The sequence below is a fragment of the Gordoniibacillus kamchatkensis genome (genome assembly GCF_000829455.1).
Lineage (GTDB): Bacteria > Bacillota > Bacilli > Paenibacillales > NBRC-103111 > Gordoniibacillus > Gordoniibacillus kamchatkensis.
In genome coordinates this window covers 69378-93890 of record NZ_JXAK01000026.1, presented here as the reverse complement: position 1 = coordinate 93890, position 24513 = coordinate 69378, and the positions used below count along the sequence as shown (strand labels likewise).

The following is a 24513-nucleotide window of genomic DNA, read 5'->3' as shown; positions in this document are numbered from 1 at the left end:
CCGGCTTCGTTGAAATCGTGTTCCACTAAACTCGAATATTGGGTTTGGAACACGATTTCAAAGGCGCACTCTACGCTCTCCGACCCACATTTCCATCCTCCGTTCCGCCTTTCTTGGGCAACCTGAATCTTAACTCCAACGGTACAATTTAAATCATGACACAGGCTGCCGCTTTCGGCAGCTTTGTTCGTTTTTTCGGCCTAATCGAACTTTTTTGCAAGCGGCGGGAACTAAACTGCTTTTGAATTGTCTATTATCCAGGCACAACTAAACCGCTTAGATGGAGGATTGGCAATTCCAATGATCAAACATGCGACTATAGCGATAAGCGTAACTATTATAGGTACCGTCGTTACTGCCACAGCTGCGGAGGCAGCCGCGGCTCAGCCTGTCATTGAAGCGAAATCGGCCATTTTGATCGAAGCTTCGACCGGGGCCGTTCTGCTTGAGACAAATCCGGATCAACCTATGCCGCCGGCCAGCATGACCAAGATGATGACCGAGTACATCGTGCTGGAACGCATCAAGTCGGGCAGCCTGAAGGAGGAAGAACAAGTTGTCGTCAGCCCCTATGCGACAAAGATAGGAGGCTCCGGTCAACTGCTGGCGGCGGGAGAGAAGCAGACGGTCGGCAATCTCATGAAAGAACTGGGGATCTATTCCGGCAACGATGCGGCCATTGCTTTGGCAGAGCACGTAAGCGGTTCGGAGGAAGAATTCGTCAAGCTTATGAATCAAACCGCCGAAAAACTCGGGATGAAGAACGCGCATTTTATTAACGCTACCGGAATGCCGAGGGAGGACATGGGAACGCATCAGCCCGCAGACGGGGGAGAAACGGTAATGTCGGCGCGGGATACGGCCGTGCTTGCGCGGCATCTGGTCCGCGACCATCCGGAAATTTTGGACGTTTCCAAAATTCCTTCTCTGAAGTTCAGGGAGCGGGATTCGTCGCCGATGATCAACTGGAACTGGATGCTGGAAGGAAACCGGAATGTCGCGAATTTCCGGAAGTTTGTGTATGAAGGAATGGATGGGCTTAAGACGGGACATACGGACGACGCGGGGCATTGTTTTACGGGAACGGCGGAGCGGAACGGCATGAGGCTAATCAGCGTAGTGATGGGGACGGCGTCCATGAGCAAGCAATTCGAGGAGACGCGCAAGCTCATGGATTACGGATTCCAGCGGTTTTCCATCGCCACGGTGCTTCCACGCGGTTCCGCGATCCAGGTAGCGAAGACGGTCCCGGTGCAAGACGGTGCAAAAGAGGAGCTTTCCGTCGTTACGGATTCGGATGTTCAAATGGTCGTCGCCAAAGACGAGCCTCCTGCGCTGAAGTTTCAGCTTTCAGCAGCGAATGGTCTTGCGGCGCCTGTACATAAGGGGAGCAAGGCGGGAACCGTTACGGTCAGCTATGGCGATCAAGTGCGCGAAGTAAACCTGCTGGCGGATGAGGACGTCGAAAAGGCAAGCTGGATCAAGCGTTTGGCGAAGTCGATCGGCCTTCTTTGGCAGAGTCTATTGGCGTCGATAGGAGGCGGAGGCAAGGCGTGAGAGGGAAAATCGTGAAAATCGCGCTCATTCTCCTGACTATCGGCAGTCTGGCGGCAGCCTGCGACAAGGAGAAGAAGAAGACGCCGGAGCAGCAGTTCCAGGCATATGCGGACGCTTGGCAGGCCGGCCGTTACGACGCCATGTACGAGCTGCTGTCCCCGGACTCGCAAAAGAAAATCTCGAAGGACGATTTTGTCAAAAAATACACGTCCATTCAGCAAGGCATCGAGATGCAAAATTTGGCCGTCAGGCCGGAACCGGCAGCTTCCTCCCCGGCTGCCCCGGCGCAATCGAACAAAGTGGAGCTTCGCTACCGCGTTTCGATGACGACCTTTGCCGGCGACATCGAGTACGGCCATCATGCCGAGATGGTGCGCGACAGCAATGCCGATTGGAAGGTGGACTGGAACCCGTCGCTCATTTTTCCGTCCATGCGGGACGGCGACAAAGTCGCCGCGCAAGTCGTGAAGGCGCCGCGCGGACAAATATTCGATCGCAACGGCGACGGGCTCGCCGTCAACGGCAAGGTGACGGTTGTCGGCCTTGTGCCCGACCAATTGGGTGAGAAGGCAGAGGAAACGAAACAAGTTGTTGCCCGGCAGCTCCATATCGCGGTAGACGATATAAACAATAAGCTCAAGGCGCCTTGGGTAAAACCCGGGGTATTCGTGCCTATCGCAACCGCCGACGATAGGATGCGTATAACGCTGCAGGGCCTGGACGGCGTTTCGTTTCAGCAAAAAAGCGCGCGGACGTACCCGCTCGGGGAAGCCGCAGCGCATTTGACCGGCTATGTGCAGACGATCAGCGCCGAGCAGCTCGGCAAATTGCAGGACAAAGGTTATAACGCCGACGATAAAATAGGAAAAGCCGGCCTTGAGCAAATATTCGAAGATACGCTCAGAGGGAAGGACGGCGGGAAAATCGCCGTGACGGACGACAAAGGAGCGGTCCGGGAAATATTGGCCCAGCGCGATCCGATTCCGGGTCAAGATGTCAAAATTACCGTCGACGCCTCTCTGCAGCGTGCCATCTACGAACAATATAACGGCGACGCGGGCGCGGCGGCGGCCGTGCAGCCCCAGACCGGCGAAATACTCGCATTGGTCAGCAGTCCCGCCTACGATCCGAACGCTTTTGTTGCCGGCGTACCGGCCGAGCAGTGGAACTCGTGGAACAACGATCCCAAGCTGCCGCTCCTGAATCGCTTTACGAAGCTGTACGCCCCGGGATCCATTTTCAAAACGGTTACGGCGGCTGTCGGGCTTGAGGCTAAGGTAACGAAACCGGACCGAATCCGCCAAATTCAAGGCTTGCACTGGACCAAGGACGCATCCTGGGGAAACTATTACGTCACCCGGGACCGGGACGTGCCGTCCGAAAATTTGCGCGACGCTATCGTGTATTCCGACAATATTTTTTTGGCGCAGGAGGCTTTGGAGATGGGCAAGGACACGTTTACGCAAGGCGCGCTTGCGTTCGGGTTCGGCGAAGCGCTTCCGATCCCTTATCCGTTTCCGGTCGCCAGTCTGGCCAACAAAGGCATTGCCGGCGACATACAGCTCGCCGACTCGGCTTACGGGCAAGGCGAAGTGCAAATGAGCCCGCTTCATGTCGCCTTGGCCTACACTCCGTTCGTGAACAAGGGCGATTTGATGAAGCCGGTGCTGCTGAAGGACGAAGCATCCGGACAAGGCACCCCCTGGAAAAAATCTGTCGTCGGCGCGGACGTTGCGGAGACGATTCGGCAAGATTTAATCGAAGCGGTCCGCGATCCGAACGGATTCGCCTACGGGGCCAACTTGCCGGGAATGACCGTTGCGGGGAAGACGGGCACCGCCGAGCTCAAGCAGAAGAAAGGCGAGGACGGCAAGGAGAACGGCTGGTTCGCGGCATTCAACGCCGATAAGCCGCAGCTGCTGTTGACGATGATGATCGAAGATGTGAAGGGGCGCGGCGGCAGCTCGTACGTCGTGGCCAAGGCGAAAAAAATGATGAGCCGATTCGGCAAACAGTCGTGGTGAACTTATTGAACGAAGAGTACTTGAAATATGTAACATCCATGGAGCCGTCGCAGTTTCGCGCGGTCATTCACCAGCACTGGAAAGAAGTATGGAATTACGCGTATTTCCTGACGGGAAACCGCGATACGGCCGACGATCTGACCCAGGACGTATTTGCCAAAGCTTACCGCGACATCGCCTCGTTTCGCGGGGAAGCGTCCGTCAAAACGTGGCTGATCAAAATCACGAGAAATACGGCGGCCAATTACCGCAAGTCCGCTTTTTTTCGCAAAGTCCGCTTGTTCGCGAACGTGAGCGTCGGCGGGACGGCGCCGTCGGCGGAACGCGAATACTTTTCGCGGCTCCATGCGAGCAGCGTTTGGGACGCCGTCATGAAGCTTCCGGCCAAATTCAGGGAAGTTCTGCTCCTCGATGCGCGGTACGAATTGTCGAACGAAGAAATTGCCGAGTTGCTCGGCATCTCCGTCGGAACGGTGAAATCCCGGATTCATCGGGCCCGGGCCAAAATATCGAAGTGCTTGTCGGAGGAGGGAGAAGGCAATGGGAACTAGCGAGCGGCCTGCATGGTATGAGGAGCTGAAAAAGGAACCGTTCGAAGGGCGGGCGGATGCGGCGGAGTTCGTGGCGAGGATTGAACGGAGGGCGTTCGCTCCTTCGTCAAGCGGAGGGGTGCGCCTGAAAGCCGCGCGTTTGGGGGCGTGGACAGCGGCAGCTGCATCCGTTTTGGCCGCATTTTGGTTGTTTTCGCATAGCCAGCCCGGCCGTCATCCGGTAACGGACCGAACGAGTTCCGTCTTGGCGCTGAATCAGCAATCGATGGAGCTGCGTGACGATTCCCGGCAGGACGAAAGCCTTCGAGCCTTCCTCCAGCAGTTGAACCAAACCGTAAAAACAAAAAATGCCGATGCATTGCTTAAAGCCGTGGACGATAACATAACGGTGGAACTGCTGCCGCATACGGTTGCCGGGAAAGCCGCTTTCATCGAGGATTGGAGCTTGAGTGGCGACTCCGGCAATTCCAAAGTGTGGGAAGTGCTGTCGCAGCTTATTATCTCCGGAGGGCGCTTGCAAGATGGTCAGTATTCGATGCCCGGCGGCTATTACATGGATAATTCTGCAGTGCAGGCAGACAGTCGGCATACGTTTTTGATTTCTTTTGTCGCCGGCAGCCATCTCGAACTTTACGGGGAACCGGACCTTCAGGCCCAAAACCGCTCCGCTCTGGACGATGAGGAAGTCGTTCAGGAGTGGATCAGCGACGAAGTTCTGCCCGTTGACCTGGAAGGACAAACTTATAGATGGGTGCAAGTGAGCACGATGACGGGAAAGAACGGCTATGTGCCCAGCAAATTTCTTCATAGCGACGCCAGCTACCGGCTGCGTCTCGCTAAAGGGGCCGACGGCGTTTGGAAAATCGCTTTGCTTGCCAACGTCAACGGTGACGGTTAAGCATGGCATATGATAGAATGGCCTCATCTTTGGAAAAGAGGTATGACCGGATGAGGCGTTTCGGCTTAGGCATATTGGTGTTGATTGGCATAGGCTTGGGAATAGCAGCCGTTAGAGCGGCGTTAACTTATTTTGATGCTCCTTTCGATGGCCGAACGGTTTTCCGTTACGGCCACGGACAGTTTGCGGATGCAAGAAATGGCGTTCCCGCCGCCCCGGAGAGCGAGCTGCAGCACAAAGTTCAGCAGGCGCTCGAACGGGAATTGACCGCAGCGCAGCTGACGTCGGGTTCCGCTGCGGTCATGGAGGTCAGCACCGGCAAAATCGTTGCGTTGGCGAAAGTATCCGGCAAAGGCGCCACTGAGCTGGAAGCCGTGCCTATGGGTTCGACGATTAAACCGCTAACGGTTCTCGTCGGCCTCCAGGAAGGGCTGCTGCGGCGCGAGGACCATTTTGACGACCAGGGCACTTATCAGTATAACGGACAAACCGTCTCGAATCAGGAAGGGAAAGCTAACGGTGACCTTACTGCTTCGCTCGCCATCGAGATGTCGTCGAATACGTTTATGGCGGCCAAGGTGGCCGTCCCGCTCTACAATAAGTACAGCCAGAACCCCGGAACGGCCGTTACAATATGGAAGCGGTACTTGTCGAACTTCGGCTTGGGCAATCTTGCCGATTTTGATGCGGAAGCGGCCCGCAAGGGCGATTTGTCGGCGCTCGTCAACGCGTCGTGGGGCCAGAACGAACGATTTACCGTACTCGAGCTGGTTCAGTACGCGGCTACTTTGGCGAATCACGGCACAAGAATGAAGCTACTTTACGGCGATCGGGACGAGCCCCGCGTGCTAAGCCGCAGCTCGCTTCCTCAATCGGACTGGGATTTGCTGCTCGAAGGGATGAGCGGCAAGGTTGAACCACTCGACGAGCTTCCGTTTCGCGTTGCGCGCAAGACCGGAACTTCTACGGAGCAGAAAAACGGCAATACGGCGATCAATTCGCTATGCATTGCGTATGCTCCCGCCGAGTCGCCGAAAATAGCGGTTGCCGCCGCCGTACCGGGCGGAGGGCTCGGGAGCGGCATCGCTTCCAGGGTGGCTGCCGCATCGCTGAGATCCGCTCTAATGCCGGAGTAAGGTCGCTGCGCGAGGAGCCGAAGCATGATAATCAGGAAAAACGGAGCCACGCAAAAAGTTTGCGGGCTCCGTTTTTCTAATGAATCCTTAATCTTTCTTGTATATACTGGAACTGCTTTGCAACGCGACGGCAGCGAACGTATGCGGGAGGGGGATGCGCTTGAGGATATTGGCCGTTGAAGACGATGTTTCTCTGTTAAAAACGATCAAAAACATACTGCTGGAGGAAGGATATCGGGTCGATGTCGCGGAAACGGGCGATGACGGTTTGTATATGGCGGAACAAGGAATTTACGATTTGCTCGTTCTGGACATTATGCTGCCGGGGATGGACGGCTTGAACATCGTCCGCCGCTTTCGCTCCAAGGGGCTTGGGGCCGCCGTTTTGCTGCTGACCGCCAAAGACAGCGTCGAAGATCTCGTCAAAGGCCTCGATTCGGGAGCGGACGACTATTTGACGAAGCCGTTCGAAGTTCGCGAACTGCTGGCCCGGGTGCGCGCTTTGCTGCGCCGGCACGGGTCGGCGGGGGCGGAGGGCGAGCTGCGCTACAAGCGGCTCGCCTTGAGCGCGAAAGTCCGCGACGCCTTCATTGACGGCGAGCCGCTTGGACTCACGCAGAAGGAATACGAGCTGTTCGAATTTTTGATGCGGAACCGGGAGCAAATTTTGACGCGGGAACAGCTGTGCTCCCGGGTGTGGGGGCTTGATTCGGAGACCGGCTTTAACGTTGTCGACGTGTACATTTTTTATTTGCGCAAAAAGCTGCGGCCTTTTCAGTACGACCATGTCATTCAAACGGTTCGGAACGTAGCTACATGTTAAAGGAGAATCAGACATGTTCGCCAAAACCAGAATCCGATTGACGCTGCTGAATGCCGCCGTCTTTTTCGTCATTTTGGCCTGCATAGGCTTCGTTGTGTACATAGAGCTGCGCCATCAGTTGTACGACAAAGTGGATGCGTCGATTATGGCAAGGGTCGGCGATTTTCAAACTCCGGAATCGAAGAAAGGCTTGATTTGGTACGAACAAAAGACGCTACCCCCTTTGCCCGCCGGCGACGATATGTCGAAAAAGAAAGTCCAGTTCCAGGTTCGCGAGATCGATCCCAGGATCTTTATGGTATTCTGGGACGAGCAAGGAACTCCGTGGCCGTCGACGCCAATCGATGCCGCAAACAAACAGCTGCTGTCCGGATTTAGCGAATACCGGTCGGAAAAGTCGCCGGCGACCGTCAAAATCGGCGGCCACGCTTACCGCATTTATTCGGTTGCCGTCGATCAGCCATTGAACTTGCAAATTGTTTCCAATACGAACAACGTCTTCATGGGCTCGATCAATTCGAAAGCCGGCGCCGTTCAGATGTTGCTGGACAACGGAACGCCGATCCGGGTTCGAGCCGTGCAAGGAGTTGCCAACGTCGATTCCGAACAAAACATGCTGAACACTTTGTTGCAGTTGATTTTGTTCGGGATTGTCGCGGGGGGAGCGGTAACGGTACTGGCCGGTCTTTATTTGGCCAACCAAGCGCTGCTGCCGATTCGCCGCTCCTGGGAAAAACAGCGCCAATTCGCGGCCGACGCTTCGCACGAGCTGCGCATGCCGCTTTCGATCATTCAAGCTAATGCGGAGCTGATGCTGCGCCATCCGGAGCGTTCCGCGCTGGAGCTCAGCGAGCCGATTTCGATGGTGCTTGCGGAATCCAAACGAATGGCCAAGCTGACGGACCAGCTGCTCACTTTGGCCAGATCCGACTCGGATCAGGAGGAGCTGCTGCTTCAGCCCATTGTTCTCGATCAGCTGCTGGAGGAGGTAGTCAGAAAATTTGCTCCTCTCGCCGAATTGAAATCGATACAGCTCTGCACGGGACTGCTTCCCGCGGTCGAGATAATGGGGGACCGCGAAAAACTGCAGCAATTGTTCGTGATCTTGCTCGATAACAGTATGAAATATACGCCCGAAAAAGGCACAATCCGCGTCATGTCCCGCAAAAACGGCCATTACGCGGCGATCGTCGTGGAAGATACCGGGAGCGGGATCGCGGCGAACGATTTGCCGCATATTTTTGACCGGTTTTACCGCGGCGACAAGGCGCGGGGCCGAAGTGAAGGCGGGACGGGGCTGGGCCTCGCGATCGCGAAATGGATTGCCGAGAAGCATGGCGGATCGATTGCCGCCGCAAGCAAGCTGGGAGAAGGAACGTCGATAACGGTTCAATTGCCGATCATTCGCAGACGGCAGTAAAGCCAACGGAAGCGTCCGCATTTGCGGGCGTTTTTGTTGTTTCCGGGATGCCCGAGAAAGTATGGCTGCGCTGCGGGCCTAAGAATATGGGGCGTAGCCTCATTTTTCTAACCGTTTTCTAATTTTTCGTTGCCATAATAGGTTCAGACATGGGACGGCGGCGCTTGAACGCCGGCTCCGCACTGAGAAACGAAAGGGGGGAGAAGTCTTGTGCCACGACGTTTGCGGTATAGCGAAATGATAACGGCGGGATTGTTTTTGCTGCCGAGCCTGGCAGGGTTTTCCGTCTTTTTCCTTATTCCATTCGCCGTAGGATTTTATTACTCGCTGATGGACAGCCCGATCGGAGGTTCGTTTGTCGGCTTCGCCAACTATCTCGAGCTGCTGGGCAATCCCGTATTTCGGCAGGCGGCCGCCAATACGATGACGTTCACGGCCGTCAGCGTTCCGCTCAACATGGCGCTGTCGCTCGGACTGGCTATGCTGCTGAACCGGAAACTGCCATACCGCAACTGGTTTCGAATTTCGTTCCTGACCCCGCTCGTCGTGCCGGTAGCTTCCGTGACGCTTGTCTGGAAAACGCTGTTCGACCTGCACGGGACGTTCAACGGCCTTCTTGTCCGCTGGGGGGCGAGCCCGCACGACTGGATGGAAAGCCGGGCCGCCATATGGGTAGTCATCATCGTCTATTTGTGGAAAAACATCGGCTACAACATGGTGCTGTTTCTCGCCGGGCTGCAGAACATCCCGGCCGAATTCTACGAAGCGGCGGCGATCGACGGAGCCGGCAAATTCAAGCAGTGGAAATCGATCACCCTCGTGTTTTTGACGCCGACCGTATTTTTCGTATTCATCATGTCGATCATCAATTCGTTCAAAGTGTTCCGGGAAACGTACCTGATCGCCGGCGATTACCCGGACCCGAGCATCTACATGCTGCAGCACTTCATGAACAATATGTTCAAATCGCTCGACTATCAGAAGCTGACTTCGGCTGCCTTTTTGATGGCGCTGCTCATCGTGCTGCTCGTCGCCGCTTTGTTCGCAGTGGAGAGGCGCATGGGCAAGTCGCTCGGGTAGTGCAAAATCGAATCTGAAATGAGGAAAGCCAGATGGAAACCGGCAAACAGGTAATACAACCGTCGTCGTCGGCAACCAAACCGGCTGTCCGTATAGCGACAGCCGCCCGCCGCAGCGCAAACAGCGCCGGACAAATCGCGTTGATCGCCGTGTTGGCGGCACTGGCGGCTGCGTTTCTGTTTCCGCTCGCGCTAACGTTTACGAACTCGTTTATGTCTGCGGCTGAGATATCCGACAATTACGCTGCGCTGTCCGCAAGCTTGTCCGACTCGAGCGGCCCGAGCTCGGATGGCAGCGCATACGTCAACCTGAAATGGATTCCGGACATCGCGACATTATCGCAATATTATTCCGTTCTTGTGAAGCAGCCTCAATATTTGTTCATGTTCTGGAATTCGGTGAACATCGTGCTGCCGATCATCGCAGGACAAATCGCCGTCGCATCGCTGGCGGGCTACGCGTTTTCCTTTCTTCGCTTCCGCTTTCGCGAGCCGCTCTTTTTCACCTATATCGTCACGATGCTGATGCCGTTCCAAGTGACCCTTGTACCGAATTTCATCGTGGCGGATAAGCTCGGTTTGCTGAACTCGCATCTCGCGATCATACTTCCCGGCATTTTCAATGCCTTCGGCGTCTTCCTGCTGCGCCAGTTCATGATGTTCATTCCGGTCAGTTACATCGAGGCGGCCAGAGTGGATGGCGCGAGCCATCTGTTCATTTTCGCCAAAATCGTGATGCCGATGTGCCGCAGCGGGATTGCCGCACTCGCGATCCTGGTGTTCGTCGACAACTGGAACATGGTGGAGCAGCCGCTCGTTTTTTTGCGGGATGCGATTAAACAGCCATTGTCCGTTTATTTGTCGGTCATCGACGAAGCCGCGCTCGGGATTGCGTTTGCGGCATCCGCGCTTTACATGATCCCGCTCATTTTGGTGGCGCTGTATGCGGAAAAGGATCTTGTGGAAGGCATTCAGTTGTCCGGAATCAAAGGATGAGGAGGAGGAACCGTTTATGGAAACGACGATTGCCGGCACTCATAACGAACGAGCCAAAAAGAAAGCGGTGCGCCGGACGATCTTCTTGTTTTTGTTCGTTATCGTCGGACTGACGTTTTTTTCCGGCACTCTGATGAATATGTCGCTGCCTCAAGTAACGGTGGAAAAGGCGGCCGCCGGTACGCTTGCGCACGAAATCACCGGTTCGGGCACGGTGGAAGCAGCGGAGACCGCGGATCTGTACACGGAAATGAACTGGGCTGTGAGCGAAGTATTGGTCAAAGTTGGGGATAGGGTAGAAGCCGGCCAGCAACTGGTAGCGTTTCGGACAACAGATGCGGAAAATTCGCTGCATGAAAGCGAGGTGAAATACAAACAGCAACAATTGAGCTTGCTGAAGCTTCAGGATAATTTCGCGGATGCCGCCCGAAACAGCAACGACGTACAGATGCGCAGCATTTCCCGCGATATCGAAAGCGCCAAGCTGGAAATCGAAAAATTGGAGCGGCAAATCGCCACTCTCCGAAGCCAGCTGGCTGCGTACTCCCGAATTAAGGCCCCTGTCTCGGGGCTCGTCACGGAAGTGAACGCCGTTCAGGGGGCTCCGGTACAAAGCGGGAAAGCGGCAGTGCGCATCGCCGATTTGGCGAAAGGGCAGATCCTGAAAGCGGTGATCGACTACACGAAAGCGCAGTATGTGGGAACAGGAGATGAAGCGGAGCTTATTTTTCCGGCTCTGAACAACACCCGCGTAAAAGCGAAAATTACCGATATCCGGGACGCGTATGCCGCACAAGGGGGCACAGCCGCCTCATCCGCCGGACAGAACGGAAACGACACGGAGCAAAAGGAAGTCACCTTCACGCTGCGGGACGACCGCCTGAAGGGAGGTGAAAGAGGCGAATTCGACATCGTCAAAAGGACGAAGCCGTTTCCGTTATTGCTTTCCAGCGATGCGATCCGCGAAGACAACAGCGGAAAATATGTGCTTGTCCTGAAGGAAAAGAAAGGTCCGCTGGGAAGCGAATACGTGCTGCAACGGGCTGCCGTGCAAACCGGGGACGCCGACGATAAGAAAACTTCCGTTGAAAAAGGCGTCACTCCCCTCGACAAAGTGGTCGTCTCCAGCAGCAAGCCGGTATCGGAAGGCGATCGGGTGATGCAAACCGACTAACTTGATCTCCCGAAGCAGGTTATGAGAAAGGGGAAGCCTATCATGCTGCGCACTCGACTGGCCACCGCAATGGTGCTTGCCGGTTCGCTCCTGATGATGGCGAGCGTCGGACTGATATCGTCGGTGACCGCCGATTGGGAACAGTTGAATGGGATTCACGGCTTACGCCGCATGACGGTGAATGCCGATCATGCCGCCGCTTCTTCGAATTCGGCCAAAATGATGCTGCTGGAAGCCCGCCAATTGGAGATGAAGTGGAGCCCGCTTCCGGTCGCTTACACGGCCGCTGAACAAAGCATCGTGAAGGCAGGCCAGCGCTCGGTGAGCTGCGACGTGGTCGGGGTTAGCGGCAACTACCGCGAATTTGCGCAAGTTCGCCTGACAGCCGGAACGTCCATTACGGAACCGGCGGTGGCCGGACGCAGCAAAGTGGCCGTCGTCAGCTCGCAGGCCGCGAGCCAATTGTTCGGTACCGAGCGGGTCGTCGGCAAAACGATCGAATTGTACAACAACCCTTTCATTATTATCGGCGTTTTCGACGTTTCGGACTCCTTGCTATCGCAAATGTCCGATAACGGCGTTCCCGATGTGCTGACCCCGGTCACTGCTCTCATCGATGTCGATGCCAAAGCGAAAATCACGACCGCCCTGCTGGCAGCGAAACCGGACGCAGCCGTTCGCGGCGAAGCGGATGTGAAACAGGCTCTGGCGGCAATCGGCAAAGATGCGACGCAATTTCGGATCGAGAACGGCGAGCTCGTTCATGAGCAAATAGCGCAATACAAATCTCTGCTGCTGTTTACATACGGAATTACTGCCATTGTTCTGATGGCGCGCCTTATCGCTTGGCAGTGGACGACCGTCCGCAGGGCGCTGCAAGGCGCACTCGAAACGTACGACTGGGGCGATGCGCTGCATAGTGAGCGCAGCCGCTTGCTGAAGCATGCGCTGCTCGCAGCCGGAATGGCCGTTTGCGCGGCAAGCTTGTGGCTATCGATCCGCTTTCGCCTTTACGTTCCGCCGGATTGGCTTCCGGATGAACTGATCGATATGACGTTTTACGCAAACAAGCTGCGCAGCTTGTGGCAGCAGCAAGTATCGCTAGCGGGCTACGTCCCTGCGCCGCAAGAGCTGCTGTCGAGCGCTGCCGGAAAGCTTGCGTGCATCCTGTTTGCCGCCGGACTGCTGTTCGGACTGCCGCTGTACTTGCTTGGCGTCAGGCTATGGGCGATGGCTCATGTGCCGCTGCTCGCACAATTGCAGCGCCTGCTTGCGTGCATTCCCGTTGTCGTTTTCGCCGCATTCGCCGCCGCCCGCTGGATGGAGGTAGCTACCGGCTCGAACTGCGGGACGCTGCGGTGCCGGGCGCCTTGTTTCTTGCTGCCATCGTTTATTTTCACTTTGAAAAGGAGAGTTGACTATCATGCTGAATATCGTCTCCAAAACATCGATCGCTGCCTGCCTTACGGCGTCCTTATTGACTGTGACGGCATGCCAGAGCCAAAGCGCCAATCCGTCCGCCGCTTCGAAGGCAGCGGGCGGTAGCGCGGGTAACGCGCAAGCTTCGGGACAGGCGACCATAACTTTATCCGTCATGACCTCGGACCGCTTTCTCGAGCTAGCCAAACAGAAATATGAAGAGCAGCACCCGGACGTCAAAATCGACATCAAAGAGTCCGTAGCTGCCCCTGTACAGCAAGGGAAAGGGTTCATGATCAAAGCCGGCGATAAACCCGATCCGAAAAACCTCGAAAAGTACATCGACGATGTCAATACGGCGCTCATGAGCGGCAAAGCTTCCGACATCATCGTCATGTCCAATTTGCCTTACAAGAAATACGCCGACAAGAAACTGCTCGAAAATATTAGTGCCCTGATGAGCGCGGATAGCTCGTTCCATATGGACGACTACTACACCAACATTTTTGACGCCATGAAGTATAACGGCAATTTGTACACGGTGCCGGTCAAAGTGACCATGAACATGTGGCTCGGCAATCAAGCCGTGCTTGGCGGCGAGAAAATCGACGGCAGCAAATGGACGTGGGAAGATTTCGCAAGCGTGTCCAAAAAGCTGATGTCGGATAAAAAAAACGACGGAAATCCCGACATCTATCCTCTCGGTTATATCGAGCCCGGCGATTTGATCACGTTCATGCTGAACAGCAGCTTCGCCAAGTTCGTCGACACGGGGGCGAAGAAAGCGAAATTCGGCTCGCCCGAATTTACCGGCCTGCTGAAGCTGGCCAAGTCGATGTATGACGACAAGCTCATTGCGCCGCAGAGCGCGGACCCGAGCGCCACGATGTTCCAAAACAAAGGGAACATCAACATGTACTCGGATATGATCATCAATCCGCAAGTTTTTTACGATGGGAAAGCGGACTATTACAACGTACCTTCCGAAAACGGGACAGAGGGGACTTCCGTAACGTCCGGCCTCCCGCTCGCTATCAACAGCAAGTCGGCGAACAAGCAGGCAGCGTGGCAGTTCGTGAAGTTTTTGCTGTCGGAGGAAATGCAGTCTACGATGGAGCTGATGGGATTCGCGGTCAACAAACAGGCGGGGAAAGCGAACGAAAGCGCGTTGAAACAGCTTGGGCAGCCTAATGCATCCGGCAAATCGATGAAGTTCATGATCAATGGCAAAGAAATAACGCCGAAGCCTGCGACTGATCAAGATATCGAGCGTATCGAACAAGCGCTCGCCGGTATTAAGTCGTACGCCGAAAGCGATCCGAAAATTACAAAGATCGTCGCGGAAGAGACGGTGCCGTTTTTCCAAGGGCAGAAATCGGCCGAAGAGACGGCCAAAGTCATTCAAAATAAAGTCAGCACTTATTTGCAGGAATGATCATCGTAAGGAGGGCAGGTATGAATCGGAGCCGTGCAAGCGCCAGCTGCACGGCTCCTTTTTTGCGTCATAGATGCCTCTATTTATAAGTCTTTAGAGCTATATGAGAAAAAAGTACCACTGAACAGCAATGTTCGCAATAAGAAAATTGACAAATCGATAGGTTATTCAAATCGAAATCAGTCTAAGACTATGAAAGTAGTCATAAAGTGAAAATAAAAGCACATGACAAAAGCACGATTTGCACTATATAAAATGTTTGATCACTGCTGCAAATATGCCAATTGTGCAGGAAATATATGGATTTAAAGCATGAAAACGCTCCATTCGCGCATATAAAGCCCTAAGCAAAGTTCGTCAGTATATACTAGGGGCGAATGGATATAGAAAATGCAATTATTTGTCGCAGGCTGACATAATTGCCTAATTATTATTAAGATAACGGAAAGTGTATTGTGGATTATTCGAAATGAATATATAATTTCTTCGTAATATTTGCAGTACAATTTGTATATTTGTGGAATGGGATGTTGCGCTTACCAATAAATAATGTTGCGGGAGTGACTTGATTGGAACAAAAAAACAAAGGTAACGACTTATCGTTTAATGACGCACATGGCGAGCACTTCTCCAAAACCCGCACTTTTTTTGAATTGCTGCTAGCCGATCCCACCATTGATCTTGAAGCCGAAACGAATCATTCGTTTTCCGATACACTCCAGAAGATCCGGTATTCGATTGAGGTACTCGAACAGCACGGCACGAATGCGATTAACCTTGCCGAAGTCGTTACTTTGCTTATGCAAGCGCGCGGCTTAACGTCCTCAGCGACAGATTTGATGAATCACGTGCTTGCCGGCGGCACATTGGACGATTTCTTCGAGCAGCAGGAGAGCTTCGGGGAAGGGGAGCGCCAATGAAACTAAGCTACAAGGGGATGAATTTGGAAGGAACTCCGCAAGAAGTGCTGCTTTTTATTTCGTTATATGACGGACCAAGGGAAGGACGAAATTATACTACGGGCGATTCGCATTTTCATGAGGACAGCAGCGCTTCCGCACCTCCGAGCATCGAACATCACGGGCATTATTTGCCTCAGCCTGTGAAGCTGAATGTTCGCGATGTTCTTAAGCAGTACGAGATGTACAGCTCCATTTTGCAGCAAAGATCGCGTTATGAATAACATTTTTGCAAGTGTTACAAGTACGTACAGATTCTAAGTTGGGAGAATCCTATGGATACTTTTAATGTTATGATCGTAGCCGATAACGGACAGTCCCGGAAATTGCTCAAAGATATGTTGCAATTTTATTCCAAAATGGCGCTCGTCGGTGTTGCGGGAACGTTTGAACAACTGCTGGAGCAAATCAATACGAGAGATCCGCATATTGTGCTCGTCGATATTTGTGCAGACAACGATTTTGGCATTGAAGCTGTGAAAGCATGCCGCAATGCAATCCGGATTTGAAAATCATTATCGTAGCAGACGATCACAGCTATACGATCGAGGCTTTCGAACTATCGGTAGTGGATTACGTGCTGAAGCCTGTTCAAGCGTCTCGGCTGCGGCAAGCTTTCGAAAAGGCCATCAAATCGATGACGGTGAAATTCACGAAAGTTGTCACTACGAAAGTTGCCTCCGATCCGATCCGCAAATTTATGGTGCGGTCCGACAACACCATTTATTTCATACCTCTGGAAGACATTATTTTCATCGAAAAGGTGTCGCGAAAAGCGTTAATACATACGCCTACCCGAGTTATTGAGATCAACGACACGTTAAGCTTTCTGTCGAATCAGCTCAGCTTTCCGTTCGTGCAGACACACCGCTCGTATATTATCAACTATCGGCACATCTCCAATATCGTGCATAACGGCGATACCTATTTGGTGTACTTTAACCAATACTCCAAGCATGCCTATATTTCCAAAAACAAGCTTCCGGAGGTCATGGATCAGTTCACCAGAATTAACGAAGTAAGCGAGATGGTCTAAGAAGGTGCCAAAGGATGCTGACGAGTACGGTGTCAGCTCCTTTTTTTTGCCCGAAAATCACGAAATTTGTTTATTCGCACAGAAAATAGGGCTAGTGGTGAAGTCGCAACCAAATTTGCGGCATATGTGACTATAATCAAGTTACCTTATAGGTAAAAAGCCTCAGAGGAGGAAGAGAGGTTGATCGACACTCATTCCCATATTGTACCTTACCTGGATGACGGTCCCCGGACGCTCAACGAATCGGTTAGCATGGCGGAGCTTGCGCTTCGGGAAGGAATAACCAAAGTCATTGCGACACCGCATCATGCGAATGGGCATTTTGACAATGATAAAAGCAAGGTTATTGCCGCAGTCAATCAGCTCAATCAAAGATTGGCGGAGCTTAAGCTGCCGGTCACCGTTATACCCGGTCAAGAAATTCATCTATACCGCGAACTGCTGGACGATTATTTGCAGGGGAAAGTAATGACCCTCGGCGGCGGAAACTACATGCTCATTGAGCTCCCGTCCGACACGATTCCGCCGTATCTGTTCGAGCTTGTGCATGAGCTGAAGCTGCTTAACGTTCAACCCGTTATTGCACACCCGGAAAGAAACCGGCAGTTCGTGAAGCACCCGGAGCTATTCGCCGGGCTTGTGAAAGACGGCGTACTGGGGCAGCTGACGGTTCCATCCGTTCTGGGGAAGTTCGGAAAAAAAACTCGCGACTTCTCCATACATTTGTGCAAAAGCAGGATGATCCATCTGTTAGCATCGGACGCCCACGACCTTTTACATAGACCTCCTTCGTTTCGACAAGCAGATGAGGTTCTTTCCCGCAAAGTGGGAACCGATTTTGTAAACGCGTTAAAACGTAATGCGGAGCTGATTACAGAAAACGAACAAGTCCCAAGAACCGATCCAATGCTCAAAACCGGAATCTGGTGGTTAAATCTGAAGTCGCCAACAGCCAGGACAAGGGGGGAGGCGTAACGATGAAATACGGCAACCGAATTGCCCAGCTTCGCAAACAATACGGTATTCCGCAATATGCGCTTGCCGAGAAAGTGAACATTTCCAGAGGGTCATTGTCCCACTACGAGAACAACCGGCGCAAACCGAACTACGAAATTATATCCAGGATATGCAAGTATTTCGACGTCTCCATTGACTATATTTTGGGCAACGAGGAGCAGGAAGGGGATTTTCCCGTCAAGCGCAACAAAATTACGGTGGAGTTAACGGACAAGAGGCAGCTCCAAAACTTTGCGTTGACCGTTGATGGCATCCGCCTGACGCGAAAGCAATTGTCCAGGGTGCTCGCTTTCATTCGGGTGGAGCGGATGATGAATGCAAGCACGGACGTAAATGGGGAGTACGGGGTGACATCGTAAATGCCATTTTCAGTATTTTATCGCGATCGGCAGCTTTCGCCGGTCAAAAATACATTAGATGATGCGGAAGAATGGATGGCGAAATTTTCCGCTATTTTTTTGAATATGGAGATCAGACAAGTCGGGCAGCCGGCAACGTATGGGAAAGCGCCGCCGCTTCCTGCTCTAAAGCCACTTTCAGCGATGAAAAGCTCGCCGCATTGATGCAAAGCCCGTCTATGTTCGCAGCATAGAGCGGGCTTCGCTCTTGGTGCGAGTGTATGCATGCAAACGGATACATTTTGTAGAGGAAGCATCATTGCGAATACAGAATCGGTACGTTCGCATGCCTTTATACGCTCAACAAGCATTGAAACATGCTATTCATGCAAAGTGCCCATTTGAGCCCGCAACTCCGCTTATAATAGGGAATGTTACAAAGAGTATTCAAAATGAATAATAAAAAGTGCACGATGAGAGTACTCAAGTCTTTAGGCTTACTTGCATGAATCGTTTGTCGGATGAGGTTTACTTTGACTGAACATAGGCCGGAAAGGAGATGCATGTCCAAACCATTTGACGAAACTTTAGCGATCGCGAGGAATGCTGACGAGAACCGGCTGGATGCCGGTTATGCAACGGATCGTGCCATTCGCGCATGAGACGACATGAAGTGGAAATGAGCTTATATAATTAGCATCATTACAGAGCGTGCATGCAAGAATCGACAATACTAGAACGGAAATGTGGACTGGAGGATTTTTCTTGGAATTGCTGCATATGTGGAAAATTATTGCGAAACGAATTTGGCTCGTTGCCCTGCTTGGGGTTCTGGGAGTATCGATAACCGCTATCATTACGCATTACGTGATTGTGCCGCAATACGAAGCGTCGACCAAACTGATCGTGAACAAATCGAGCGACTCTGCCAATGTAGATAAGCTGGACATCACCACGATCAATTCGAATATCCAGTTAATCAAAACCTATAAGGAAATTATCAAAACCCCGCGCATTATGGACCTTGTCGTTCAGCAGCATCCGGAGCTGAATCAAACATCGGAACAGCTAATCAAGGAAATAACGGTTAATTCCGTCAACGATACTCAGGTAATGACGGTCATAGCGCGCAACAAGTCTTATAAGCAAGCAGCCAACGAGGTTAATGTAGTATCCAAAGTTTTCCAGAAGGAAATTCCGAGCTTGATGAAGGTTGACAACGTCTCGATCTTGAACGAGGCAGATCCCAACGATACGCCCGCGCCGGTCTCCCCCAAAATGGCGATTAATATTGCGGTAAGCTTGGTGCTCTCGTTGATGGTAGGTATAGGACTTGCGTTTATGCTCGATTACTTCGACGACACGGTCAAGACCGAGGAGGAAATTGCGGAATTGTTAGACCTTCCGACCTTGTCCGTCATACCGCTTATTAAATCGCAAGACGTTCATAAGAAACACGACAAGTCGCTAGCCAAGCAAGAGACTGTGACCGGAGGGACCGTTAATGTCTAGTTCGAGAAGAAACGAACGTTGGCCGTTAATAACCAACACGAACACCAAATCGCCGATTTCGGAGGCATATCGAATACTCCGGACGAATATCGAATTTTCAAACGTAGATCGGAACTTGAAATGCATCATGTTCGCATCGTCGCAATTTGGCGAAGGCAAGAGCACGACCGCCTCGAACCTCGCCGTTACTTACGCCCAGACCAATCGCAAGGTGCTGCTGATCGATTGCGACATGAGGCGCCCGTCACAGCACCATATCTTCATGCTCTCCAACCGGTATGGTTTATCCAGCTATTTGTCCCATCAAGTCGACCTTGATGAGATTATCGTTGATTCCACCATTCCTAACCTAAGCGTCATTGTCGCCGGCCCGATTCCTCCTAATCCTTCCGAACTACTCGCATCCAAAAGAATGTCGGCGATGCTGGAACAACTGCGTGAGCAATTCGACATGATCATCATCGATACTCCGCCGATTATGGCTGTAGCGGATGCGCAAATCGCCGCTACCCTTTGCGATGGCGTGCTGCTCGTCATGGACTCGGGCAGAGTAAAACGCGAGATTGCCATGAAATCGAAGCAAAAGCTTGAGCATGTGAAGGCGCGGATACTCGGGGTTGTTTTAAACAAAATCAGCCGAAAGAACGCAAACAGCTATTACTACTACTACTACGGCGATAGGGATCAGGGCGAAGAAGCATAAACTTGGCAACATAACCTGGATTGATGGGTTCGGATATGTCTCCTGTTCCGTTATCAAGGGAGGCACTCGGTCATGCTGTGGGTTTGGCGCGCTGCCGCTGGACCTTAGACGCAAGTCGTCGAAGGTGTGATGTGAGGGAAGGTTAGATGCCTTGCGGCCAACGTGAGTTGGCTTATTGGTGGAAGAACTTCCGCCAATATGCGAGCTTATGTTGATCCAACTATTTGTGTAGAGGGAGGATTTATGACTTATCAAAAGAGACTGTTTTTTTTAATGCTCCTTGATTCCATTATCGTTTTGACGTCGATCTATATGTGCAACATCATCCTCATACCGTCTCGCAACATCTTCACTCCTGCTCTGTTAGTAAGCTCGGTTTCGTTGCTTATATGTCACCATGTATTCGCACATCTTTATAAGCTCTACAAGCGGGTTTGGCGTTACAGCAGCATTGGTGAGCTTGTTGCGATTATCAAAGCGATCACGGCCTCCATCGCGATCACTTCAGTTTTGCAGCAAGTGTTGTATGACGACGTCTATGTTCGTGTTATGGCGATTACTTGGATGATGCACCTTATTCTCATCGGCGGCATTCGATTTTCCTGGAGAATTTTAAGGGATCGCCGGTCACCTCGGACGAACTTCGGTAATAAAAAGCAGGCGCTTATTATAGGTGCAGGCTCAGCTGGAATGATGATCGCCAGACAATTAAAATACAATCCCAATACAGACCTATATCCTTTCGCATTCATCGACGACGACACGAAGAAGCATAAGCTCGAAGTGCTGGGGCTCCCCGTCTTGGGCGGGCGAGAAAAAATCGAAGAAGTCGCAAAGGAACATAACATTTCCAATATCATCATAGCCATCCCATCATTAAATAAGAAGGAACTTCGGCAAATCGTAGAGGAATGCAACAAGACCAGGGCGAAAACCCAGATCGTACCGATGCTGGAACACTTGATCACGGGAAAAATCAAGATCAGCGAAGTGCGCGACGTACAAGTGGAAGACTTGCTCGGCCGGGAGCCTGTGGAGCTTGATACTTTTTCCATCGCGCACTATTTAACGGGCAATACGATCCTAGTTACCGGCGCAGGGGGGTCAATCGGATCGGAAATATGCCGACAAGTATCCCGATTTTCGCCGCTGCGCATGATTTTGCTCGGCCATGGCGAGAACAGCATTTACTCCATCGAGATGGAACTGAAAAGCAGCAACACTCACAACGTCGAGTATTTCACCGAAATCGCGGATATCCAGGACAGGGACAAAATTTACAAAATTATGGAGAAATATAGGCCTGGCGTCGTGTTCCATGCCGCGGCACATAAGCACGTGCCGTTAATGGAGCGAAATCCCGAAGAAGCAATAAAGAATAATGTGATCGGAACCAAAAACGTCGCCGAAGCCGCCGATCGCTACGGCGTCGATACGTTTGTTATGATCTCCACCGATAAAGCCGTGAACCCAACCAGCGTCATGGGTGCAACCAAACGTCTGGCGGAAATGATCATACAGGATCTCGACCGAAGAAGCACGACGAAATTCGTTGCCGTACGCTTCGGCAATGTGCTTGGCAGCAGGGGAAGCGTGATCCCGCTATTCAAAGAGCAGATCCGCAGGGGGGGACCGGTCACCGTTACCCACCCGGACATGGTGCGGTATTTCATGACCATTCCGGAAGCATCCAGGCTCGTTCTTCAGGCCGGTGCTTTGGCGCAAGGCGGGGAGATTTTCGTACTCGACATGGGAGAACCGGTCAAAATCGTCGACCTTGCCAAAAACCTCATCCGGCTATCCGGGTACACCGAAGAGGAAATCGGCATCGAATTTACCGGCATGCGGCCTGGGGAAAAGCTGTTTGAGGAGCTGCTCGGCGAGAATGAGGTTCATGAGGATCAGGTGTATCCGAAGATTTATGTGGGGAAATCTGCTGAAAACCGTGTCATGTTTATCGAAAGACTAATAGACTTGGTGAACAATTATCCGCAGCCCTCCGAGCTCAGACAAGAAATTATGAATATTGTGTTTAACAGAAAACAGCAAGAGGAGAAGCTTGTTACCATCGAGGCTTGAGGCTTATAGAGAGGAGAGATATGCCTTACATGAAAGTCAGAAAAGCTATTATCCCTGCTGCAGGCTTGGGTACACGTTTTCTTCCGGCTACCAAAGCGATGCCTAAAGAGATGCTTCCAATTGTCGATAAGCCCACTATTCAGTATATCGTAGAGGAGGCGGTACAATCCGGGATCGAAGATATTATTATTGTTACCGGCAAAGGAAAAAGAGCGATTGAGGATCATTTTGATAATTCGTTTGAACTAGAACACAATCTTTTGGAAAAAGGGAAAATTGAACTTCTGAATGAAGTTCAGAAATCATCGAAGATGGTGGATATTCATTACATCCGTCAAAAGGAAGCCAAAGGACTGGGCCATGCTGTCTGGTGTGCGCGAAAGTTTATTGGTGATGAGCCGTTTGCAGTATTGCTTGGAGACGACATCGTAGATGCAGATAAACCATGTTTAAAACAGATGATTGAACAATTTGAGCGATCCAGGGCTTCTATAATCGGTGTCCAGCGAGTACCCTATGATGAAGTTTCCAGATATGGGATTGTGGATGGCGAAGCAATCGATGATCGATTTTTTCGTGTAAACAGCTTAGTGGAAAAACCAAAGCAAGAAGATGCACCTTCTATCTAGCGATATTGGGGCGCTACATTCTGAGCCCAAAAATATTTGGAATTTTAAACAATCAACAGCCGGGTACCGGTGGCGAAATTCAGCTCACCGATGCTATTGCTGATTTGAACCGACTTGAACCAGTATATGCTTACGATTTTGACGGTGTAAGGTATGACGTTGGAGAGAAATTGGGGTTTATTAAGACTACGATAGAATTTGCAATGCAGCGTGAGGATTTGAGGCATGCTATGCTGGATTATTTTAGAAACATTTATGAAAAATACTTTATAACAAATTCTATTTAGTGTTCACATTTTTTAATAAAGTGATGTGACATATGAAAAAAATTGCTTATACGATTATACCACTCATTTTAATACTGGTCGTCACTGTTTTTTTTCTTTTAGAATTGTTTAGCGTTAATAAAACGGAAGCAATCAGTACTCCTATACAATTAAGGAAGTTTCCCTATCCTTACAGAAACATGCTCTCTCTTCTATCCGATACTGATTGGAGTAGTAAGGCAGAATTTGAAGGAATGCACCGTTTTATGAATACATATGCAGATACAGATTTGGGTAAAGGTGTAGGTCTTGATGTAGGAGATACGTTTTGGATGGGGACAGTCGGTGAAGATAATATGGAAAAAACAACCCCTGATCCAAATAATTCACGATATTGGAGATATTGGTGGGGAACCTCGAAGGAAGAAGTATATGCAAAAGAAATAAGAAAGTATATAAAGTCAGGATGGATTGATATTCCACATACTTTTTTTGAAGAAAAGGATAAATCTCAGTTCAATAGAGAACAAGCTTTGAATGTATTAGAGGAATGGAAAAAGATTGGGTACCATCCATTAGCGTGGGTTGATCATGCGAGTAATCCCTGGGATGTAATGTTTTATTATAAAAGTTCAATAACAAAAAACGTTCATGTCGGAGAAGACCAGATTTCCATCCAAAATACAACAATTCAAAAAAAACGATTTGTTGTATTTCGAGAGAACAGGGGAAAAAGCACTTGTTAACGATGTGGCTACTCAAGGAGATTCCTTAAAGTTAACCCTTAAAGATAAATTAAATTTCTCCTATAGCTTAGGCGACGGTCTAACAATTCACCCATTAAAAGACCCTAGAGAAGGAGGAATGAAGGGCTCAAAATATTATTTATCAGATATAGCATTGGAAGCAGGGATAAAAATGTTCTGGACTAGAATACCAAATGATATTGGTAAGGAAACGAACTGGGGAAGATGGGGATTCACAAGTACATTAATCCCTGAAAAATTGCCGGATGGAAAAAAGGTTTGGGGATTTATGAGGTATTATGAAGACGGCCAAACAAACAATACATACCTAGGGGCGTGTATTAATCGTGTTTTGTATGGAGATAAATTTAGCGGCAACAAGCCGATGCAACCGGATACTTATGAAATTATAAGTACGCATCTAGGATATAGCGATATGGATGGAAAAATGGATAACAAATATATTATAGCGGACGATGTATATAATTTTAATCATGGGAAATGGTTTAATGACGATACTGTCCAAGCATTTAAAAAATTTGAAAAAGGAACAAGATTTAGGGAGGATTTTGGTTACAAGGACTTCTAGATTATTAAAGTATAATTTGGTTCATGACATGCTTTCAAAGTATGCAAATACGGGAAGTGGTTTCGAAGTTAGAAAGTCTGAGGGGGTTGAAAAAATTATCATTCACAACATACACGATGACATATTC

Annotated in this window: 24 protein-coding genes and 1 pseudogene; all 25 read left to right on the top strand. The window is 51.0% G+C overall.

Translation table 11 applies throughout. The features are described from left to right. The first annotated feature begins 300 nt into the window (after positions 1-300). Positions 301-1557: a D-alanyl-D-alanine carboxypeptidase family protein gene (locus SD70_RS15895; RefSeq protein ID WP_082053405.1), complete on the top strand. Its 1257-nt coding sequence runs from the start codon at positions 301-303 to the stop codon at positions 1555-1557. Next, positions 1554-3581 (top strand): penicillin-binding transpeptidase domain-containing protein, encoded by a 2028-nt coding sequence (locus SD70_RS15890; protein WP_052487506.1) that lies wholly within the window; start codon positions 1554-1556, stop codon positions 3579-3581. The genes SD70_RS15895 and SD70_RS15890 overlap by 4 nt, the downstream gene beginning before the upstream one ends. Beyond that, a complete protein-coding gene (locus SD70_RS15885; RefSeq protein WP_394297976.1) occupies positions 3578-4132 on the top strand; it encodes an RNA polymerase sigma factor in 555 nt (184 codons plus the stop codon). Before SD70_RS15890 ends, SD70_RS15885 begins: the two co-directional genes overlap by 4 nt. After that, positions 4122-5030 carry a hypothetical protein gene (locus tag SD70_RS15880; RefSeq protein WP_041048513.1) on the top strand — a complete coding sequence of 303 codons (909 nt, stop codon included), beginning with the start codon at positions 4122-4124 and terminating at the stop codon, positions 5028-5030. The genes SD70_RS15885 and SD70_RS15880 overlap by 11 nt, the downstream gene beginning before the upstream one ends. Before the next feature lie 50 nt (positions 5031-5080). Beyond that, positions 5081-6166 carry a penicillin-binding transpeptidase domain-containing protein gene (locus tag SD70_RS15875; protein WP_052487505.1) on the top strand — a complete coding sequence of 362 codons (1086 nt, stop codon included), beginning with the start codon at positions 5081-5083 and terminating at the stop codon, positions 6164-6166. A gap of 160 nt (positions 6167-6326) precedes the next feature. Beyond that, positions 6327-6989 carry a response regulator transcription factor gene (locus SD70_RS15870; RefSeq protein WP_041048511.1) on the top strand — a complete coding sequence of 221 codons (663 nt, stop codon included), beginning with the start codon at positions 6327-6329 and terminating at the stop codon, positions 6987-6989. Positions 6990-7002: 13 nt separating this feature from the next. Next, the gene (locus tag SD70_RS15865; RefSeq protein ID WP_041048510.1) at positions 7003-8409 is read left to right on the top strand and encodes a sensor histidine kinase; all 1407 of its coding nucleotides are present in this window, start codon (positions 7003-7005) and stop codon (positions 8407-8409) included. A gap of 237 nt (positions 8410-8646) precedes the next feature. Beyond that, entirely contained in the window at positions 8647-9489 is an 843-nt protein-coding gene (locus SD70_RS15860) for a carbohydrate ABC transporter permease (protein ID WP_041048509.1), read from the top strand. Between the two features lie 32 nt (positions 9490-9521). Further along, a complete protein-coding gene (locus SD70_RS15855; protein ID WP_082053403.1) occupies positions 9522-10484 on the top strand; it encodes a carbohydrate ABC transporter permease in 963 nt (320 codons plus the stop codon). Between the two features lie 16 nt (positions 10485-10500). After that, complete coding sequence (locus SD70_RS15850) at positions 10501-11658, top strand: efflux RND transporter periplasmic adaptor subunit (RefSeq protein ID WP_041048508.1); 1158 nt, start codon at positions 10501-10503, stop codon at positions 11656-11658. A 42-nt stretch (positions 11659-11700) separates the two neighbouring features. After that, entirely contained in the window at positions 11701-13203 is a 1503-nt protein-coding gene (locus SD70_RS15845; protein WP_041048507.1) for an ABC transporter permease, read from the top strand. Continuing rightward, complete coding sequence (locus SD70_RS38135) at positions 13085-14512, top strand: ABC transporter substrate-binding protein (protein WP_231571243.1); 1428 nt, start codon at positions 13085-13087, stop codon at positions 14510-14512. The genes SD70_RS15845 and SD70_RS38135 overlap by 119 nt, the downstream gene beginning before the upstream one ends. A gap of 569 nt (positions 14513-15081) precedes the next feature. After that, positions 15082-15432 (top strand): hypothetical protein, encoded by a 351-nt coding sequence (locus SD70_RS15835; protein WP_041048505.1) that lies wholly within the window; start codon positions 15082-15084, stop codon positions 15430-15432. Next, positions 15429-15695 (top strand): hypothetical protein, encoded by a 267-nt coding sequence (locus SD70_RS15830; protein ID WP_041048504.1) that lies wholly within the window; start codon positions 15429-15431, stop codon positions 15693-15695. Before SD70_RS15835 ends, SD70_RS15830 begins: the two co-directional genes overlap by 4 nt. Before the next feature lie 51 nt (positions 15696-15746). After that, entirely contained in the window at positions 15747-15980 is a 234-nt protein-coding gene (locus SD70_RS15825) for a response regulator (RefSeq protein WP_041048503.1), read from the top strand. After that, complete coding sequence (locus tag SD70_RS15820) at positions 15956-16507, top strand: LytR/AlgR family response regulator transcription factor (RefSeq protein ID WP_041048502.1); 552 nt, start codon at positions 15956-15958, stop codon at positions 16505-16507. Before SD70_RS15825 ends, SD70_RS15820 begins: the two co-directional genes overlap by 25 nt. A gap of 180 nt (positions 16508-16687) precedes the next feature. Next, positions 16688-17482: a tyrosine-protein phosphatase gene (locus SD70_RS15815; protein WP_052487504.1), complete on the top strand. Its 795-nt coding sequence runs from the start codon at positions 16688-16690 to the stop codon at positions 17480-17482. Between the two features lie 2 nt (positions 17483-17484). Then, the gene (locus SD70_RS15810) at positions 17485-17883 is read left to right on the top strand and encodes a helix-turn-helix domain-containing protein (RefSeq protein ID WP_052487503.1); all 399 of its coding nucleotides are present in this window, start codon (positions 17485-17487) and stop codon (positions 17881-17883) included. Then, positions 17884-18087 carry a hypothetical protein gene (locus tag SD70_RS15805; RefSeq protein WP_041048501.1) on the top strand — a complete coding sequence of 68 codons (204 nt, stop codon included), beginning with the start codon at positions 17884-17886 and terminating at the stop codon, positions 18085-18087. 540 nt (positions 18088-18627) lie between these two features. After that, a complete protein-coding gene (locus SD70_RS15800; protein WP_052487502.1) occupies positions 18628-19374 on the top strand; it encodes a YveK family protein in 747 nt (248 codons plus the stop codon). Then, on the top strand, positions 19367-20077 hold the full coding sequence (locus SD70_RS15795) for a CpsD/CapB family tyrosine-protein kinase (RefSeq protein ID WP_041048500.1): 711 nt from the start codon (positions 19367-19369) through the stop codon (positions 20075-20077). The genes SD70_RS15800 and SD70_RS15795 overlap by 8 nt, the downstream gene beginning before the upstream one ends. A gap of 243 nt (positions 20078-20320) precedes the next feature. After that, positions 20321-22156 carry a polysaccharide biosynthesis protein gene (locus SD70_RS15790; protein ID WP_041048499.1) on the top strand — a complete coding sequence of 612 codons (1836 nt, stop codon included), beginning with the start codon at positions 20321-20323 and terminating at the stop codon, positions 22154-22156. Between the two features lie 29 nt (positions 22157-22185). After that, a pseudogene (gene galU / locus SD70_RS15785) lies at positions 22186-23072 on the top strand (UTP--glucose-1-phosphate uridylyltransferase GalU). Positions 23073-23104: 32 nt separating this feature from the next. Continuing rightward, positions 23105-23797, top strand: coding sequence for a hypothetical protein (locus SD70_RS33420; RefSeq protein WP_052487501.1), 693 nt, complete (start codon positions 23105-23107; stop codon positions 23795-23797). Beyond that, positions 23760-24386, top strand: a complete 627-nt coding sequence (locus SD70_RS15775) for a hypothetical protein (protein ID WP_156158046.1) — start codon at positions 23760-23762, stop codon at positions 24384-24386. The genes SD70_RS33420 and SD70_RS15775 overlap by 38 nt, the downstream gene beginning before the upstream one ends. Positions 24387-24513: the final 127 nt, after the last annotated feature.